The organism is Rhodopirellula sp. J20-39 (assembly GCF_057365095.1).
On sequence record NZ_CP195123.1, the window covers coordinates 1 to 17,395 of the forward strand.

The following is a 17,395-nucleotide window of genomic DNA, read 5'->3' on the forward strand; positions in this document are numbered from 1 at the left end:
CCACCAGAACAGGTCAAGGAACAACGCAATACCATGCTCAACACTTCGGCTTCACCCGAATTGCGGAATTGGTTGGGCGCATAAAAAAACCCTCCGACCGAAGTCGAAGGGTTTTAAAAATCTGGCAATACCTACTTTCACACTGGTATGCACTATCATCGGCTCACAAAGCTTGACTTCTGTGTTCGGGATGGGAACAGGTATAACCTTTGCGATATCGTCGCCAGAAAGACTTGCCGAAGGGTATTTCGCCTCCGGCAAGCCAGATTGTTTGGTAGATCCAATTCTTGTTTCTTCGGAAGCCATCCGATCACACTTGAGTGCGGGATATCGGTGGCCAAACCTTCGCCCGTTAGTATTGGTTTGCTGAATGCGTTACCGCACTTACACTTCCAACCTATCAACCTGGTCGTCTTCCAGGGGGCTTTCGACTAATGTCTACGAATCCTTATCTCTGGGCGGGCTTCACGCTTAGATGCTTTCAGCGTTTATCCGTTCCGAAGTTAGCTATCCAGCCGTGCCGCTAGCGCGACAACTGGTACACCAGAGCTTCGTCCAACTAAATCCTCTCGTACTAAAGTTGAATCCCATCAAGATTCGAACGCCCACGGCAGATAGGGACCGACCTGTCTCACGACGGTCTGAACCCAGCTCACGTACCACTTTCATTGGCGAACAGCCAAACCCTTGGGAGCTTCTACACCCCCAGGATGTGATGAGCCGACATCGAGGTGCCAAACCGCATCGCCGCTGTGGACGCTCGGATGCGATAAGCCTGTTATCCCCGGAGTACCTTTTATCTGATGAGCGATAACCCTTCCATTCGGGATTACCGGATCACTAAGGCCTACTTTCGTACCTGCTCGACTTATGGGTCTCGCAGTCAAGCACACTTTTACCTTTACGCTCTACGTCTGATTGCCGACCAGACTGAGTGTACCTTTGCACTCCTCCGTTACTCTTTGGGAGGAGACCGCCCCAGTCAAACTGCCCGACTGACACTGTCCTTTGCCCCGTTTCAGGGGATCAAAGTTAGAATTAAAATATAACCAGGCTGGTATTTCAACAACGGCTCAGAATGCACTAGCGTGCAAACTTCGAAGCCTCCCAGCTATCCTACACAAATTATATCTCAACCCAATAGCAGCCTACAGTAAAGGTTCACGGGGTCTTTCCGTCTAACCGCGGGTATGTGGCATCTTCACCACAACTACAATTTCACCGGGTCTGTGGTTGAGACAGTGCTCCAATCGTTACGCCTTTCATGCAGGTCGGAACTTACCCGACAAGGAACTTCGCTACCTTAGGACCCTCATAGTTAGGGCCGCCGTTTATTGGGGCTTCGGTCGCCAGCTTCGCCGTGAGGCTAACCGTCTTCCTTAACCTACCAACACCGGGCAGGCGTCAGTCTCTATACATCCACTTGCGTGTTAGCAGAGACCTGTGTTTTTGATAAACAGTCGTTAGAGCCGATTTTCTGTGGCCTGTTCCAGCGTGAACCGGACCAGGCGCCCCTTATCGCGAACTTACGGGGCCATTTTGCAGAGTTCCTTAACCACAGTTCTCCCGAGCGCCTTAGAATTCTCATCTCGCGTACCTGTGTCAGTTTTAGTACGGTCAGTTGCTTAACCTAGCAGCTTTTCTTGGACGTCCTTCCAATGACTTCGAGAACTTGGATGCTCTCGAGCTATGCCTTGATAAACATCGGTGATTTAATCCCGAATCTCTCAGCCTTCGCTACGGACATTTCTATTCGTACCGCTCACTTTCTGGACGCCGTCCCTGCATCGAATACACAACCGGCGAAGGAATATTGACCTTCTATCCATCGTCTACGCCTTTCGGCCTCGACTAAGGTACCGGCTAACCCTGGGCGGATTTACCTTCCCCAGGAAACCTTACGCTTTCGGCGAATAGGATTCTCACCTATTTTATCGTTACTCATTCCGGCATAATCACCCGATGAAGCCGACACCACTCGTTACCGTATGGCTCGTATCTCTTCATCGGCGCTCTCCTACCACTCTAGATAAATCTAGAATCCGCTGCTTCGGTGTAATACTTACTCCCGTTCATTATCGGCGCAGAAATGCTCGACTGGTAAGCTGTTACGCACTTTTTAAATGGTGGCTGCTTCTAAGCCAACATCCCAGCTGTCACGGCACTTCAACTTCCTTAGTGACTAAGTATTACTTCGGGACCTTAGCAGGCGATCTGGGTTGTTTCCCTCTCGACCCTGGAGCTTATCCCCCAGGGACTGACTGCCGAGGTAAGGTGAACCGGTATTCGGAGTTTGGTTCGGTGGGGTACCCTTGGAAGGGCCCCCATCCGATTCAGTATCTCTACCCCCGGTCACTAATTTACTCGACGCTATCCCTCAAGATATTTCGGAGAGAACGAGCTATCTCCTGGTTTGATTACACTTTCAGTCCTCCCCACAAGTCATCCCCTCAGTTTTCAACCTAAGTGGGTTCGGTCCTCCACGCAGTTTAACCCGCGCTTCAACCTGCTCATGGGTAGATCACACAGGTTTCGCGTCTGCAGCAAACGACATATTTCGCCCTATTCAGACTCGGTTTCCCTTGGGCTTCGTTCCGTCAGAACTTAACCAAGCCGTTTACCACAACTCGCCGGATCATTATGCAAAAGGCACGCCGTCACACATTAAAATAGTGCTCCGACCGCTTGTAGGCACATGGTTTCAGGTTCACATTCCTCCCCTAGCAGGGGTTCTTCTCACCATTCACTCACGCTACTGGTTCGCTATCGGTCGTTAGAGAGTATTTAGCCTTACGGGATGGTCCCCGTGGATTCAGTCTAGGTTTCACGTGACTAGACCTACTCAGGTGCTTCTAAGGTGCAATGAAGTTTTTATGTACGGGGCTGTCACCCTCTGTGGCCGACCGTTCCAAGTCGTTCTACTAACCAATTGCAATCCCATATTGAAGTCCTACAACCCCGCGAGGGAAACCCCCACGGTTTGGGCTATACCGATTTCGCTCGCCGCTACTGACGGTATCGATTTTTCTTTCTATTCCTCTAGTTACTTAGATGTTTCAGTTCACTAGGTTGTTACAGACATACCTATGTATTCAGTATGCTGCGGTCGGGAATCCCGGGATCATCACTTGTGTGTCAATTTCCCCAGGCTTTTCGCAGACTTCCACGCCCTTCTCCTTCTAACGCCAAGACATCCCCCATGTGCCCTTATTAGATTGGCCACCGAAATCCCGAACTCAAGACAACCTCCAGATAAACTGAAGAGCCGCTCGAAATCGTAGATTTCAATTTGAATCTATTAACGATATCACATTCAAGAATCTTAATCGAATTCTATGCCAACACTCCGATCAACCCGTCTTACGACAAGCTTCACTTCGTCTTGGCAACGCTTCCAAAAGAACTTATTTCACTCCTTGCGATGACCGTCTAAACCAGCCCGAAACGGACTGACTAAACACCAAAGCAAGGTGATCTATAAATCTTATCTACCAAACAACCATATTGTAAAAAATCAGTTTTCCGGAATGCCCACCGAAGCGGGGACCCAGAAGACGCTGTCAAAAACAGCCGGTTAACCTCCCCGCAAAAAGGGAGAACAACCGGTCGCTTTTGAGCGAGCGAGGAAGCTAACGATCCGTCAACTTCGGGGCAAGTGGAAGAAGCAGTGAATTCTTAAAAAAGTTTTCAAAGTCAACTTCGACTCTCTCACCACTTCGAAGATCTCTTGGACGCCTTTTCAGAAGGTGTCGCAGAGGCTTGCTCAGCGGCGAGAGGGGAAAGATAGCGAGTCACTCGTATGCGTCAACCTCAACAGGCATTGTTTTTCGTATTTTGTTTTGAAGCCGTGAAATCCCCATGTTTTCCCAGCGTTGGACGACATCGTTTACATCGACAAAACGTGGGACCCCAGCTCGACAGTTAAGCAAACCGGTATTTGAGCACCAATTTTGCAAGCAATTGCTCTGTTGGGCGCTCCATGGGACTGACTTTCAGCGCCATTACTAGCCCGACGAAAGGTTCTTCGTGGGGCACAAGGCAAGCTATCGACGCATATGCGGTCTTACGCGACCCATGTTGGACCAAAGTATCCAATTGCAACTCGCCTACCCCCGAACATTCGATGCAAGCCGCACCGCTTATCAGAATCGCGGATCTCGGGAGAGTTTCATCGACGCCATGGCTTGCGTCCATACACAATTGGCGTGACGGCGGTTTGCTCTGCTGGACTCCGCCAGTCTCGAGTTCAGTCAGTTCTTGACCTTCCGGCAACTGATGGCCGACTTCCCATGCGGAGAATGCTTGGATCGCATCTTTGGCCTACTCATTGAGCTCTGAACAATGCCCTACTCGCGTGTTTATTGCCGCGAGACATCAGCCGAAGCAGCTTCCGCTAACTGAGCTTCCCGCTATTCGCATCGTGGTTTTGCTTACGCTTTCGATCCAAATGCGATTTCATCGCGAGCAAATAGTCGCGGCGGTCATGCCGTCGAAGTTTGCCCGTATTGGTGTCGTGGATACGTCGCTGAAGCAAAATCGAGTCAACGGAATGTCCCCGCAGCCCCAATTCGGCACAGCGGGAGTTCCAATCGATGAACTCAGCAACCCTCAATTTGGTGTTAAACCACCCGACATCATGAAAACGCTCGGTGGGAATCAACAGCGTCCCGGCAACCGGTCCATCACTCAATTCCTCGGGCGGTGCGACGCTGGAGTGACAAGCTGGATCGACAAACTGGTGAACTTGGCCGGTGAAGAAGTCGGCATCCGGAAAACTTGCAGCAGCTTCAAACTGTTTTTCGAGACGATCGGGCGACCAGAGGTCATCGGCATCCAAGAAAGCCAATAGCGTTCCAGTGCTATTTCGTATCCCGGTATTGCGAGCACTGCCAATGCCGCCATTAGCCTGCTGAACACATTTGACATCTTTCAAACGGTTGGCGATTTCCCAAGTGTCATCCGTTGAGCCATCGTCAACAACGATCACCTCAATACGCGAATGCCGCTGGGCCCTCACGCTCGCCACCGCCTCAGCGAGAAAACGAGACGCGTTAAAGGCAGGTATCACCACGCTGACTAATTCAGTTCCGTCAATCACCATCCCGATGATCCCCTTTGCATTGAAACGACCTAGAAATCAAGATGTGCGTTGACGAGCGATCGACTTACGCAGCATCGCAAACGCAGCTTTTTTGGCGGCTTCCTGGTCATTCATCAGCGTCCCTTGATGCTTTCGGTACACCAGAACTGGCTCGGGAATCTGACTCGACGGCAATGACAATTGCCTCGCCCTGGCGATCCAATCGAGATCATTTGCCCGTTTCAATTGACCATCGAAGGGACCGACGATATCGAAAACCTCTCGCCGAAAAAGAGCCGCTCCCAACAGAAACATGGGCCACGCTTCATTGATCACGACGGGCATTTGCCCTTCGGCGTCCCCGTTCATTTCAATCACGCGCGAGGCACCCCACGCGTACATCAACTTGGGATCGCGCTTAAAGATTTGAAATAAAGCTTCAAGATGCCCCGGCAGCCAGTAGTCGTCAGCGTCTAAAAACGTGATCCAGTCAGCAGTCGCTGCTCGCAAACCTGCATTACGAGCATTAGGCACCCCTTGATTTGACTGAGCAAGGTACGTGACCTCGGCATAGGACTTCGCGATAGAGCAGGTGTCATCGATAGAACCATCGTCAATCACGATAATTTCCATCGGCCGGTATGCCTCTGCGAGCACACTATCGAGTGCCTCCCGCAGATAACGTTCTGCGTTAAACGCAGGAATAATCACAGAAACGAGAGGTTTTGAGTCAACCAGCATGAACACCACCGTTTTGCAAAACCGAACTTAAGGCGGCTGGTGAAGTTGAAATGGCCCCCAGCTCAAGACGATAGGCGGGAAGCTTGCGCACCCATTGAGCGAGGAACGCAAAACCGTTGCTCTCACCGCTACGGCGTGGCAAAAGAGTGGATGGCCCCAACCCCATCAACACCTCTGCTCGGGACGTTGGCAAACAAACGGCCTGCTCTCGCGTGGTGATTTTGGGGCTCAAAACCCCGCAAATCTCCAGATGATTCGTCACTAGCTCAGGCGCCGACTCCTGCAAGAAGAAGACTGACTTGGCTAACGGGCCCACCTCCAACGCAACATGCTGCTGCCATTGCGGGAAATGTTCGGGCAGCAATTTGGTGTGCAACTTGGCCGAATTGTAGAGACAATAGGCCGTGGGCAGAGGATCCCATTGCAACCAAACATAATCGTCGCTGACATATTGCATGCCCGCATCAACGCACGACATGGCCGTGGTCGATTTGCCACTTCCACCTCGCCCCACCAATAAAACACCTTGGCCATCGAGCCCGACCGCGGCAGCATGCGCAATCTGGGCATCTATTGTGTCCGCCCACCAACTTAGAATCGTACGCAAAGGCGAGGCGATCTCGTAAAACGGAACCTCCGCAGGATCATCGATCCAATAGCAGGCCGTCTGTTGATCGTGATTGAATAGACTGATCGACGAACTGCCCGGCATGTGATTGATCTTCACACCACCCCGCTCACATCGCCACGATTCGAATTCATGAATGTCGGACGCGAGGTCTTTGCGGTCCGCAATCCACGAAGCCGCGGGCAGTTGAAGCCCCGAAGATTTCCCTTCGCCAATTCGAATTTCAAGCTCCACGGGATCGCTTGCATCATTCGGATCCACTAACCCTGTCGCCAAACCTGCATCATTGCTTGAAATGACTAAATGAGCCAATGGCCTAGCAAACGCCAATAAGTTTTCACCGGCGAATCGCAATCGAACCCGTTTCCCGCCGATGCGAAGATCCATCGACTTCTCACCCAACCGATCAGCGCATTGCGACCAAAGGGCTATCATGCTCTGAAAGTACTCACCCACCTGAACATCGAAGTCCGGTTGCCCCATTGTCGATCCGATTTGTGGTGGATTCTATGCCGTTTACTTTTTGACCGTCGTTTGAAATTATGCGTCGGTTCGTTGCGGCCAACCTCGTTCATCGATTTCATGAATGGGGTCAAGCAATAATTGATCAGCCATGTCGTCATATTGCTCGAACATCGGCGGCACGAACTTTTCAGATAATTTCGCTGGATCGAGATCAGCTGCGTCTTCCGACTCAGCACCGACATCCGCGACAACGATCAATCGCTGTTCTTCCATGGCACCGATGAACGTCAGTACCGCTTCAGTAATCACCGCGGGCTCGTCAGGGTAGTGATCAACAAGCAGTTCGATGACCTTGGCGGAGCTCACTCCAGAAAACAGCAAGCGACAAACATCGGCTGCGGTGTCGCGGACACTGTAATAACACCCCGAATCGAAATGGATGATCACATACTCGCCATCGAGCAGTTCTCCCAGCACTTGTGGTTCATTCAACCGGTAACACGTGGCATCCGTCATCGTTGAATTATTAACTCTACGGGGAGTACTTAAAGTGATTTTCACCAATACAAGATTCGCCTCGAAGTATCAGTGATCCAAACGGATTGTTAAGTTATGGACCGCGTGTGCATCTGCCAACCCACAGCTCTATTAAATGTTAATGTCATCAGCTCCAACGCATGACTGGTCGCCAGAGTACGACGATCTATGGCCGAGCCCTGTCCGAAAATCGTTGCTTCACGCCGCGTTCTCTGAAGGGGAACTGTCAGCGAGTGCTTTTTACCAATGGCGGAAACTAGCGGGCTACGCTCAATACGATCAGATCGATTACCTGAGTTGCCGCATCTTACCACTCGTCTACAAGCAGATGCGACGAGCTAACATCGATGATCCTTGGATGCCGAAGTTGCATGCGCTGCACCGGTATCATTGGGCTAAGGTCAAAACCAAACAGCAGGTCTTGGTAAAAGTCATCGATCGCTTTGAGGCGGCTGGTATCCCAACGTTGGTACTGAAGGGTCATGCCCTGATCGCAAGTGGTTACTACAGCGATGCCGGCGAGCGACCGCTGAATGATTTAGACGTTTTGATTTGCCCGCAAGATGAAGTGGCCGCCAGTGACGCATTGCGAAAGATGAACTGGACGAGAATTGGAACGGGGCCCCACGCGGAACACCATGCTTGTGAGTGGCAGGACGAACAGGGCATCAAACTAGACCTGCACCGCAAATTGCTGCCTCCTCCCTATCATGCGATCGACTTCGATCACTTGCTAAAAGATTCTCGCAGTGTGCCATTCCTGGGAAGATCGATCCGCATCCCAGACCCCACCAACTTGCTTTTGCACTGCCTCGTGCATGGACGAATGCATTGGGGCGAAATTCCGAAACCGTTCCTGTGGGTCGCCGACACCTTGCAAATCCTACGTCATTCCGGCGAGGAAATTGATTGGTCACGGTTAGTGGCTGACTCAAAACGATTCGCGTTTGTGTTCCCCGTGCGTGAAGCCCTTGGATATGTGAAAGCCGAATTTGACGCGGCAATCCCAGATGCGTGCTTAGACGAACTCAAAACCATTCCACTGACTCGATCGGACGTGATCCCGTTTTTTCGTTGGACGTCCAATCACGAAAAACACTCGATTTTGGAACTAAAAGATCTGTTGCGAGCAGACTTCCTTTGCCATCAACAGCTTGCCGGCAAACCAGTGGGGTGGTTGCGTTATGTTCCCTATCTCGCACGTCGAACGAAACGTTTGCTCACGTCCGATGCGGGATGGCGGCGGTGGTACTTTTTGAGACAAAAAGTGCGAAATGAGGGCATTGCTGCGACCATTTTCCGGCCCGACTATGCGCAGGTGACCGGAAAATCTTAGACCCCAAGCCGAGCCCAACTCGCCCAATAACGAGCTTCGCTGGCGATGCGATGAAGCCCGCAGTTTGCCCTAACTCCATTTAAGTGGGAAAGGAGCGCAGTCGAGATTGCGACAGGGGGCATCGTTTTGCTATCCACGCGAGCATGAAGTTATTCTATATCCTTGCCCGCTCTTCCTGGCTTGCTGGCCTCACGTCCGCAGTCCTGGGAGCGCTCAGTGGTGTTGCGAGCTTGACGCTCATCACACTGATCCACAATGCGCTGACTCGATCAGCGGAATCACCCGGCGAACAAGGTTGGTTACCAGCAGCATTTGCAGGTGCTTGCTTCTTTGTGTTACTTACCCAAGTTACCTCGAACGTTGTTCTAGTCCGCTTATCGCAAGCGACCGCTGCAAGACTTCGGTATGAACTGTGTTCCAAAATCATTACCGCACCGCTTCCGACGCTGGAATCGGTTGGCCAGCACCGGCTAATTGCAACGCTTAACAACGACGTAGGTGCCATTACCTCCGCGTTGGCATCTTTCCCGTCCGTTTGCGCCAATGCGATGGTACTGGTTTGTGGATTGATATATCTCGGTACGCTTTCGCTGCCACTGGCGGTGGGAACCATCCTGATGGCAGGCATCGGTGTTGCCATGTTCTTGGGTGGGCTGCGGATCGCTGATAAGCCACTTCGTCAGGCCCGTGAAGACCAGGACGAGGTCGCGAAACAACTCCGTGCGATGGTCCACGGCATCAAAGAGCTCAAGGGCAACAAGACTCGATGCTTGGATTTTGTCTACGAGGTTCTGCTACCCGCGGATTCTCGAATGCGTCACTCGCTGATTCTTGGTCAAAGCATTCAAGGGTTCTCACATAGCTGGGGACGTCTATTTTTGTTCATTGGTATCGGTCTGCTGCTGTTCGCCTGGCCTCGTATGGCGACGGTCACCACGGCAACGCTGACCGGCTACACACTGACAATTCTCTACCTAACTTATCCCTTGGATGGGATTCTGGGCTGGCTACCGGCGTACCACACCGCTTCGATTTCGATCAATAAAATTGAAGCTCTCGGTCTGATGATCGACCAACCCGAACGTCAGGGTAGCAACACGCTGCCCAATCGTTTCGACAGCATTCAATTGCGTGGCATCACCTATCAGCATGCATCGCATGGTGAACTGAACTTCGAACTTGGCCCGATTGATTTCCAACTGAAGACTGGCGAAATCACTTTTATCGCCGGCGGCAACGGCTCGGGAAAAACCACACTCGCCAAAGTCTTGACAGGGCTGTATCTACCATCCGAAGGCAGCATCCACTGGGACGGTCGTACCATCGGCGACCACAACCGCACCGATTTTCGACAGCTATTTTCCACCGTTTTCGTCGAAGGGCATCTTTTCGATCGTCTACTCGGCATCGAGATCGAACAAGAAAAGTTGCAGCACTGGACAAAGTTGCTGGGTATTGAAGACAAAGTCGATCTGGCCACTGGCCGGTTGCATCAGGACAAGTTGTCCCGTGGCCAACACAAGCGTTTAGCACTGTTGGTCGCGGCGCTAGATGACCGGCCTATTTTCGTGTTCGACGAATGGGCCGCTGAGCAAGACCCTGGCTTCAAGCAAACGTTTTACCACGAGATCGTTCCTGAATTGAAACGTTGCGGGAAGACCGTGCTTGCCATTACGCACGACGATCGCTTTTTTGATCTCGCGGACCAAGTCGTCAAACTCGTTGACGGCAAACTGCACGAAACCAACTCAAAACAGGCGTCCGGTCCGTTGTTATTCGAACCCGAAACCAGCCGGAGAGCAGCGTGACAGGATCCCGAACCGACGGCCGGGGCGAACGTTCGCGTTGGTGGATGGCCAGTGTTGTGATCGCTCTGATTGCCACGGCAGGCATCTGGCATGTCCAAAAAAGCCTGGCCAAAGCACCTAAGCTACGCACCGTTGAAATCCAGCGAGGCGACCTGCGTACTTTCATTGCAGCAACGGGAACCGTTGAACCGCACGAAGTCGTCGAAGTGGGTGCCTTGGTGTCCGGTTCAGTAATTGGTTTTGGAAACGGACAAAAATCGCCAACTCGAATCGCCGCTCAATCTTCGGCGTTGGAATCTCCACTGCGGGTTGGAACGTCCGTGGTGCAAGGCGGCATCCTCGCACGGCTCGACCCCGCTCTCTATCAACTCGCGGTCGATCAATCTCGCTCTGCTTTGCGATTAGCCGAAGCGGAAATCAGCCGACTGCAGACGCAACTTGAACGTTCCGAACGTGAACTTCAACGTGCACAGAGACTCCGTGACACGAACTCTGAGAGCCAGTACGACGCGATCGCCACCACTCACGCAATCGCTTTGGCCGAACTTGAAATCGCTAACGCACGACGTGAACAAGCCGCCGGTCAAGTCGAGCAAGCTGAGATCAATTTGTCTCGCACGATCATCCGCTCTCCCATTGATGGCGTCATCATCGATCATCGCGTCAACCTGGGACAAAACGCGGGGCCAAGTAGCCCCGGGCTATTTTTGATCACTCGCAGCTTAAACAACATGCGAATTCGGACCTCGGTAAGCGAAACCGACATCGGCAAGATTTTCCCCGGACAACCTGTTTCCTTCACCGTCGACGGTCACCGCGATCAAACCATGACCGGACGAGTGGAACAGATCTTGATGAACGCTCGCGTGCAAGGCAACTTTGTCACCTATGACGTCTTAGTTGAAATGGATTCGCACGATGTGAAGTTGCTTCCTCACATGACCGCTGACGTTCAACTGGAAACCGTCCATCGCAAGAATGCTTGGCTGGTACCAAGCGAATCGCTGGACTGGAGCCCAACTGACGAACTGGCTCACCATTCCGGTAAGGACGCGGATGCGCAAGCCAATGTTCCGCCAACAGCCGATTCGGCCGACCGCGTTATTTGGATCGCCAATGCCGATGGCGGCGTGAAGCCTGTCTCGGTCAAGGTCGGTGTCGATGACGGAGTGCGGACGGAGATCATGGCAGACGGAATCGCGGAATCGATGCCGGTCGTGGTTGGAACCATTCGTGAAACCACGTTGGCACGCATCATCCCCAGTGTCAAAACCCTTCGATAGCCAAGGCAGTCGCAATGATCGAATTACGTGAATTGCGAAAGGATTATCGTGTCGGCGATGTCGATTTGAGTGTCCTGAAAGGCATCACGCTGGACATCGAAACTGGCGGCTATGTCGCTCTGATGGGCACGTCCGGTTCCGGCAAAACCACGCTGATGAACCTGTTGGGCAGCCTCGACTCACCCACGTCGGGAAGTTACCGGTTGGCTGGTATCGACCTCGACGACCTGTCTTCTACCGAACTGGCTGCCTTCCGAAGCAAACAGATTGGATTTGTCTTCCAGAACTTCAATCTGTTGGCTCGTACAACAGCGTTGGACAACGTGTTGCTGCCAACGTTGTATTGCAACGACGGTCGCACTCAACAGGAACGAATCCAATACGCTCGACGATTACTGGATTCCGTCGGGCTGTCCGGTCGAGCAGACCACTTCCCCAACCAACTTTCCGGCGGCGAACGTCAGCGAGTCGCGATTGCCCGCGCTTTGGTGAACCGACCACGCCTACTGTTGGCCGATGAACCGACTGGCAACCTGGATTCCAAAACCGAACAAGAAATCCTCGCGGTCTTCCGCAAACTCAACGAAGAACATGGCATCACACTAGTCGTCGTGACTCACGATGCTGAGGTCGCCGAACAAGCCGACCGAGTGATTCGGATGAAAGATGGCGTTGTTGTCGAAGACCACGAGGGTTCGTTGGCACGAGGACTTCAGGCCGCGATCCATACGCATCCAAACTCCGGTGAAGTGGCAGCCTCTCAATACTCCGACGACACCGATGGTACCGAACCTGAACATTACGTGACTCCCGCCCGCCCGCGAACGGGCTCCGTTGCCGCGACACTCAATGCCGTGACGGTCGCAACGGCGGCATTGCGGCGAAATCTGCTGCGCACGTCGTTGACGATGCTCGGTGTAATCATTGGTGTCGCATCGGTCATCTCAGTAATGGAACTTAGCACCGGCGCCTCGGCGGCGATTAAAGACACCGTCGCCAGTATGGGAGCGAGTATGCTGACGGTCAGCCCCAGCAAAGCAGCCTCCAACGGCGCCCACCAACGACCGATCCATATCGTTCCCGGCGACGTCACTGCGGTGACCGAACAATGTTCTGCAGTCCAGGTCGCCGCTCCGCTAATCTATTCACACGTTCAAGTTGTGCGAGGCAACCGTCGCTGGCGTCCGACCCTTTGTCTCGGGACGACACCGGAATACCTGACCGCTAGAAACTGGGATCAGCTTGCCTTAGGAAAATCTTTCACTCAAGACCATGTCCTTGACTCCGCCAAGGTTTGCGTGCTGGGTCAAACCGTCATCAATGCCTTGTTTGACGACGCCTACCCTATCGGTGAAGAAGTCCGAGTTAACGGAGTGCCGATGCAAATTGTGGGCGTGCTATCGGAAAAAGGCGGCGACGTGATTGGCAACGATCAAGACGACATCATGATCGGACCGTGGACGACCCTGAAATTTCGCGTCAACGACCAAACAAATACATCCGGACGCCTGGCGACCTTTGCCAACCTCAAACCAAAAATGCAATTGACCGCCCATCGGCAAAATGTCCATCGCGAAGAGGTTCATCAGATCTACGTTCAAGCCAAATCACCTGCCGCAGTCGATCAAGCCCGCGAGCAAATCACTCGGGTCCTCTCTCGCCGCCACAATGTTGAACCGGTTGGCGCCTATCGCATGAACGACATCACGGAGGTTTCCAAAGTTGTTAATCAAGTCGTCGCTGGACTGTCGCTGCTAGGGCTGATTATCGCTGGGGTTTCTCTGATGGTCGGCGGTGTTGGAATTATGAACATCATGCTTGTCTCGGTGACCGAACGAACCCGAGAAATTGGCCTACGGATGGCCGTGGGTGCAGATCGAAACGCGATCTTGCGGCAATTCCTGATCGAAGCGACCGTCCTTTGCTTGATCGGTGGATTGATCGGCATCGCAGCCGGACACTTCTGGTCCGTGCTGATTGCGAAGATCATCGGCTGGCCTACCGTCTGGTCTCTGTGGGCACCGATCGTGGCGGTTACCGTCGCCGCCGGAGTCGGTATTCTGTTCGGCTATTACCCCGCTCGAAAAGCTTCCCAGCTCAATCCAATTGATGCCTTACGCTATGAATAGAATTCAGCGAACTGAACTCTCAACATGACCTTGCTGCTACTAACCCAAGGCATCGTAGCAACGCTAGGCGTCATCATATTGGTCAACACCGGATGGGTTTGGTATCTCACCTCCCAGCTCCGACAACCACGCCAAATCGGGCCTCCCGAATCATGCGAAAAGGCAGCGATTTTGCTGTGTTTGCGTGGTGCCGATCCCATGTTGAGCGATTGTTTGGAACGGTTGATGTCGCAAGACCATCCCGATTACGAAGTGCTGGTGGCGATTGACTCACCATCGGATCCGGCCTGGCCCGTTGTCCAAAACGCAATCGATAAATTCGGTGATCAGCGACTGCACGCATGGTCGCTATCGAACCGTCGCAAGACCTGTGGACTGAAAAACAGTTCGCTGGTGGAACTATATGATCGAGTGGATCCATCGGTCGGTGTGGTCGTATTAGCCGACGCGGATTTACAAAGTCACTCAACTTGGTTGCGTGAACTTGTTGCACCGCTAGCCGACCCATCCGTCGGAGTCACGTTTGGCAATCGTTGGTTTCTGCCTACCGAGCCGAATTGCGGATCGATGATTCGGCAGGTCTGGAACGCTCCTGGCTTGATCGTGATGTCGGCGTTCAAAATCCCTTGGGCTGGATCGATGGCGATTCGCCGATCGCTATTTGACTCTGGTGAAATCCGCGACAAATGGTGCCATGCAATTGTCGACGACGGTCCGGTCCGTGTCGCCGCCAAAGCACAAAACCTGTCCCTGAAATTCGTGCCATCCTTGATCATGGCTAACCGCGAAGTGTGCGACATACCGTTTGCGTTCAACTTCATCCTCCGTCAACTCACCTGGACACGAACCTACGTCAGTGGCCTATGGCCCCTTATGATGACCTATCACTTGGTTGCGTTAGTAGCTTCCGTTGCCATCTTCGCAACCGCCCTGATCGGTTGGTTGGTCGGCAACACATCGGTGGCCATCATGAGCCTCATTGCCGCCACAGTCACCGTGATATCAGCGAACATCCATGCCGCGTCGATTGACATGGCAGCCCGTAAGGTGATCCAGTCGCAAGGCGAATCGATCTCGCAAAATCAAACCAACGATACGCTCGGCCTACGTGGCTTGATTGCGTTGCCGTTGATCGTTGGCCTCGCGAATTTGCTCGGTCTGATCGCGTCATTCTACGCCACCTTCGCACGCCGAATTGTTTGGCGTGGAGTCACCTACGAGATCCGTGGCCCTTGGCAAATCAAGTTGCTTAACGAAACCGATGTCCCGTCGGCTAACCCAGCGAAGGCATGCAACGAGTCTTTGTAACGCTCACTTTGGTTGACTCGACTTCTTGCAACAATAGCATCCCCCAAGGTCTCTGATCCGGCTGCCGGATCTATCGCATGTAGACCGATGGAGTCTCTTGAGCAAACCGGCATTCGTCCGGTGTGGCGGTGGCGAGACCGACGCCGACGGTGGGCAGCAAGGTTCCACGTGCGTGTTGAAGTTGCACGAATGCCAGGTTGTAATCAATCACCGCCCGGTGCAGTTGAGTGGACGTTTCCGTCAGACGCACTTGAGCCTTCAAGACGTCTTCGACTTGGTCGTCGCCCGCCTGATAACGCTGGTTTTGTGCATCCAATCGCATTCGTGCAGCCGATTCGGCCGTCGTCAATGATGCGATCATGTTCCAAGCTCGGTCGAGCTGGGTGAATGCGGCTTGCAGTTCCGCATTGACCTGTTTTTGCTGAGCCTGCAAGACCGCTGTTTCGCGGCTCAGTTGCAATCTCGCACTGCGAATTGCGGCGTTTTCTCTACGATTGGTAACCGAGCGTCGCATCTCGATTCCTAACTGCCAACCATCGAGTGCTTCCCCAAAAAGATCGGACTCATTGTCTGTGTCATCACCCAACTTTCGAAACGCACCTAGCACATCAAGCTGGGTTCGCTGCAGGTTGCAGGCCGCTTCAATTTCAAGCTCTTTCTGCGCGATGACTTCCCGCTGGCGACGCAACTCAACACGACTGGCATGGGCCACGCCCTGGGTGTCCTGCCAATCAAACCGAAACTCCGCTCGCAACGGAACCGCGTCAGGCACAATCAGATGCCCATCGGCCGATGGCAATCCAAGCAGCGTTCGCAACCGCAATTCGCAACCGTACACGCCCGCTCCGCCGTATCGCGTGCCAGCGATCGCCGACGTCAGCGCGGCTTCCGCCATACACACCTGTTGGTGAGCCAAAGCTGCTAAGTCGCTTGGGGCGGATGAAGCTGCCACGCGTTGTTGCTGACGACTCCAGGTCTCATGAGCGGTTGCCAGAGCGTTTTGCTTGGTCGCCACGTCCAGGTAGGCGTACTGCAATTCCCAATAGGTCGTTGCAACGTCACGCACCAAATCACCAACTGCCTTTTCCACCGCAAGTTGCGATTGCATGTGTTTGGTTTGGGCGATCAGAATACCGCCGTACCGCCCCGGTCCACCCAAAGGTCCTGCAATTTGGTTGAATCGTTTGCCGGCACCTCGCATCAATGGATGCCGAAACTCACCGCCAAACGCCGCAAACGGTCCTCCGGCTAGCTCTTCGTCATAGCCAGCGACCCCGCCGAGCGAGACCTTCGTGCCGCTGGAAAGCACTTTGCCAACTCCAAGTTTTGCCAGCGTTTCCGGCTGAGCGAAAACACCGAACTGCCCGCCTGAAAACGCGGAGTTGACGATATTGCCACTCCCGTTGTAGGTCAGCCCCGCTTCGATTTGAGTATCAAAAGCTGCCAACGCGGCGTCGAAGCCAACCATCGGATTCGACGCGACGATTGCCGGGTCCAATGTGCTCGATAGAGTCTCGGGCATGGATAACACACGACCACCCAGGTCGCCTAAAACCACACTGTTTTCCAACGCGATCCTGACTGCCGCATCCAACGACATCGGAACACGGGGAAGTTGCTCGAACTGATCCCGACGTGGCGGTGCGTACTCCACACCGGGCATCACTGAGCCAGCGACCGGTCCGACTACGGCATTGGCAATCGCACCATGCACAGGTTGCTCGAACGAAACTGGCTGGACCTCTTCAGTGTCAACGTCGTCCGCAAGGATATCTGCGTTTGCCGCTTCATCCAATTCCGCTATTTCTGCAATGGTCCGGCCATGGTCCTGGTTCAAGAACGTCGATGCTGGTTTGCTTGGCTCAGCAACGCGGCAACCACCCATATTCAAAATCACGACCGCGCACACACTCCCCACGACTGCACTCGCTGCTCGGCGAATAATCGCGGCAGAGATCGATCGAGTACGAATGGGACAGGTCATTTCATAACGAACTGGGGATAAGGAACACACTTCTTTCCCTAGATCGGTCTGCCTAAACGAGGCAATGAGACAAACCCTGATATTCCACAGTATCCG

10 protein-coding genes and 2 rRNA genes are annotated in these 17,395 nt (G+C 53.2%); 5 read left to right on the plus strand and 7 right to left on the minus strand.

Annotated elements, in window-relative coordinates; all coding sequences use genetic code 11:
- Window positions 1–119: 119 nt before the first annotated feature.
- The 6 genes from rrf to ACR3ZL_RS00030 all read right to left on the minus strand — a co-directional run bounded on the left by rrf (window position 120) and on the right by ACR3ZL_RS00030 (window position 7,430).
- Window positions 120–228: ribosomal RNA gene (gene rrf / locus ACR3ZL_RS00005) — 5S ribosomal RNA — on the minus strand.
- Between the two features lie 105 nt (window positions 229–333).
- Window positions 334–3,221: ribosomal RNA gene (locus ACR3ZL_RS00010) — 23S ribosomal RNA — on the minus strand.
- A gap of 1,172 nt (window positions 3,222–4,393) precedes the next feature.
- Window positions 4,394–5,101 carry a glycosyltransferase family 2 protein gene (locus tag ACR3ZL_RS00015; RefSeq protein ID WP_473649927.1) on the minus strand — a complete coding sequence of 236 codons (708 nt, stop codon included), beginning with the start codon at window positions 5,099–5,101 and terminating at the stop codon, window positions 4,394–4,396.
- Window positions 5,102–5,137: 36 nt separating this feature from the next.
- A complete protein-coding gene (locus tag ACR3ZL_RS00020) occupies window positions 5,138–5,791 on the minus strand; it encodes a glycosyltransferase family 2 protein (RefSeq protein WP_486173125.1) in 654 nt (217 codons plus the stop codon).
- Window positions 5,792–5,810: 19 nt separating this feature from the next.
- Window positions 5,811–6,836 (minus strand): hypothetical protein, encoded by a 1,026-nt coding sequence (locus ACR3ZL_RS00025; RefSeq protein WP_473649925.1) that lies wholly within the window; start codon window positions 6,834–6,836, stop codon window positions 5,811–5,813.
- Window positions 6,837–6,989: 153 nt separating this feature from the next.
- On the minus strand, window positions 6,990–7,430 hold the full coding sequence (locus ACR3ZL_RS00030; protein ID WP_473649924.1) for a PqqD family protein: 441 nt from the start codon (window positions 7,428–7,430) through the stop codon (window positions 6,990–6,992).
- 136 nt (window positions 7,431–7,566) lie between these two features.
- Between ACR3ZL_RS00030 and ACR3ZL_RS00035 the strand changes: the two genes are divergently transcribed.
- From ACR3ZL_RS00035 to ACR3ZL_RS00055, 5 genes are all read left to right on the plus strand, one after another.
- A complete protein-coding gene (locus tag ACR3ZL_RS00035; protein ID WP_473649923.1) occupies window positions 7,567–8,787 on the plus strand; it encodes a nucleotidyltransferase family protein in 1,221 nt (406 codons plus the stop codon).
- 143 nt (window positions 8,788–8,930) lie between these two features.
- Complete coding sequence (locus ACR3ZL_RS00040; RefSeq protein ID WP_473649922.1) at window positions 8,931–10,595, plus strand: cyclic peptide export ABC transporter; 1,665 nt, start codon at window positions 8,931–8,933, stop codon at window positions 10,593–10,595.
- Window positions 10,592–11,878, plus strand: a complete 1,287-nt coding sequence (locus tag ACR3ZL_RS00045) for an efflux RND transporter periplasmic adaptor subunit (RefSeq protein WP_473649921.1) — start codon at window positions 10,592–10,594, stop codon at window positions 11,876–11,878. Before ACR3ZL_RS00040 ends, ACR3ZL_RS00045 begins: the two co-directional genes overlap by 4 nt.
- A gap of 14 nt (window positions 11,879–11,892) precedes the next feature.
- Window positions 11,893–14,007: an ABC transporter permease gene (locus ACR3ZL_RS00050; protein ID WP_473649920.1), complete on the plus strand. Its 2,115-nt coding sequence runs from the start codon at window positions 11,893–11,895 to the stop codon at window positions 14,005–14,007.
- Between the two features lie 24 nt (window positions 14,008–14,031).
- Window positions 14,032–15,315: a glycosyltransferase gene (locus tag ACR3ZL_RS00055; RefSeq protein ID WP_473649919.1), complete on the plus strand. Its 1,284-nt coding sequence runs from the start codon at window positions 14,032–14,034 to the stop codon at window positions 15,313–15,315.
- A 70-nt stretch (window positions 15,316–15,385) separates the two neighbouring features.
- Here the strand turns inward: ACR3ZL_RS00055 and ACR3ZL_RS00060 are convergent, their stop codons facing one another.
- Complete coding sequence (locus ACR3ZL_RS00060) at window positions 15,386–17,299, minus strand: TolC family protein (RefSeq protein WP_473649918.1); 1,914 nt, start codon at window positions 17,297–17,299, stop codon at window positions 15,386–15,388.
- Between the last annotated feature and the right edge of the window lie 96 nt (window positions 17,300–17,395).